Annotated in this window: 2 protein-coding genes and 1 pseudogene; all 3 read left to right on the top strand. The window is 26.2% G+C overall.

The window, feature by feature from the left end:
* Positions 1-686, top strand: a pseudogene (locus tag E6A48_RS03155) (hypothetical protein); the annotation flags it as partial.
* Between the two features lie 26 nt (positions 687-712).
* Complete coding sequence (locus E6A48_RS03150; RefSeq protein WP_219708540.1) at positions 713-1,603, top strand: patatin-like phospholipase family protein; 891 nt, start codon at positions 713-715, stop codon at positions 1,601-1,603.
* Between the two features lie 18 nt (positions 1,604-1,621).
* On the top strand, positions 1,622-2,072 hold a 451-nt coding region (locus E6A48_RS03145), incomplete at its 3' end, for a histidine phosphatase family protein (RefSeq protein WP_219708539.1).

Below are 2,072 nucleotides of genomic sequence, written 5' to 3'. Positions count from 1 at the left end.
TTCCTATACTTGGAGCTGTAAAAAAATTAGAAAAATTAAATGGTGAAGAGAGTTATGTAGTATCATCTATATTGGAGAAACTTACTTCTTCAAATATAGAAGCTAATATAACAGATATAAAATTTGATTTGATAAAAGAGTATGGAAAGAATATTTCAAATTTCAATTATGAAACAACTATTAATAATTATGAGCTTATAGTTCTAATAATGAATGAATTAAAGATAATATCAACAAAAACAGAAACTAAAGCCATAAGTTTAGAAAATAGTTTAGAATTAATAAAGAAGTATTATTCTTCAAGACAATATTTAAAAGTTATATTAGAGTGTAACAAAATAAAAGACAATAATGAAGAGATTTTAAATATAAAATTAGATTCTATATATAAAATATTAATAAAAGAAGTATCCAAAACTAAAGACTATAAAGAAATTGCAAAGATATATTTAATGAAAAGAGATTATGATAAATCTATGAAATATTTAAATAAATATTTTGAAGAGCATTCTAATAATAAAGAATTGTATAGGTATAAAAATAGGTTAAAAGAGCAATATGATAAGATAAAAAAATATCAGGATAAAATATCGAAGCAGATAGATAAAACTAAAGATAATAATAAAAAAGAGTATTTAGATTTTTTGAATGATTTTTGGGGACTTTATTTAAGTAAGATTAAATAAGGTATGTAATTTTTGGAGAGTATATAATGAATAAATTAGGATTAGTTTTAGGAGGAGGGGGAGGACTAGGAAGCTATGAGATAGGTGTGTGGAAAGCTTTAAGGGAGTATAATATTGATAAACAGATAAAGGCTATATCGGGTGCTTCTGTGGGAGTATTAAATGCATGTTTAATGGCACAGAATGATTACACTATAGCTGAGCATATTTGGACTAATGAAATAGAAGATAAGATATTATCCAAAAAAAAGTTAGACAGCAAAAATAAAAGTATATCAGCAAATGGGATATTTAGCAGAGAGGGATTGCTTGAGATTATAGATAAATATTTAAATATAGAAACTGTATCAAATTGCGAGTATCCTATATATGCTGCGGCAGTTAATTTACATAGCATTGATGTTGAATATTTTAAGCTTAATGGAAAGAGTGTAAAAGAGATAAAAGAGATAATGATGGCTACTAGTGCTATACCGATAATATTTGGAAGGCAGAAAATTAATGGAGTTGATTATATTGATGGGGGAGTTGAGTTCTTAAATGGAAACAATTTGCCTCTTACTCCTTTATATGAATATGGATGCGATGAGATTATAGTTGTTAATTTATATAGAGATGCTATAGTTGAAAAGTCTAAAACTTGTAAGGTTTATGAGATAGTTCCTAATGAAGATATAGGAACTTTTACTAATGGAGGATTGGATTTTAGTTTAGATGGGGCAATGTATAGGATAGATAGAGGGTATATTGATACTATGGAGATATTGAAGGCAGTGTTTGAGTTTAAAAGTATGGAAGATGAAATTAACTATATGAGCGATAAAATTAAAGATTATAATATAAAAAGCTACAATGATAGAAGGAAATTAAAAAGCGAATTGTATAGAGCTATAGATGATTTAAAAATAGATGACTAATCAAATATGGAGCAGAAAATGAAAATTTTATTTATAAGACATGGTCAAACAAAAAATAATGCAGAGCAAAGATGGCTTGGTTCTACAGATGTTTCACTTTGGGATAATGGTATAAATGCTTTATTAAAAAATAAAAGCATAGTAGATAAATATAAACCTTTTGAGAAATTATATTCAAGCCCCATGAAAAGATGCACAGAAACGGCTAAAATATATTTTGATGATATGGATTATGAAATTTTAAATGATTTAAGAGAGAGAAGTTTTGGAGATTTTGAGGGCATGACTTATAATGAACTAAAAGATAATTTTTATTATAAAGAGTTTATTAAGAGTTCTTGGAGAAGTGAAGTACCTAATGGAGAGCTAGCTAATAATTTTTTTAATAGGGTCTATAATGTATATTTAAATATAATAGAAGATATGAAAAAAAATCATTTAAATTATACTGCTGTAGTTACACATGGCG

It is taken from the genome of Brachyspira pilosicoli, from assembly GCF_019402445.1.
Lineage (GTDB): Bacteria > Spirochaetota > Brachyspiria > Brachyspirales > Brachyspiraceae > Brachyspira > Brachyspira pilosicoli_B.
The sequence above is the reverse complement of the archived record's forward strand: the minus strand, read 5'-3'. Positions and strand labels throughout refer to the sequence as shown.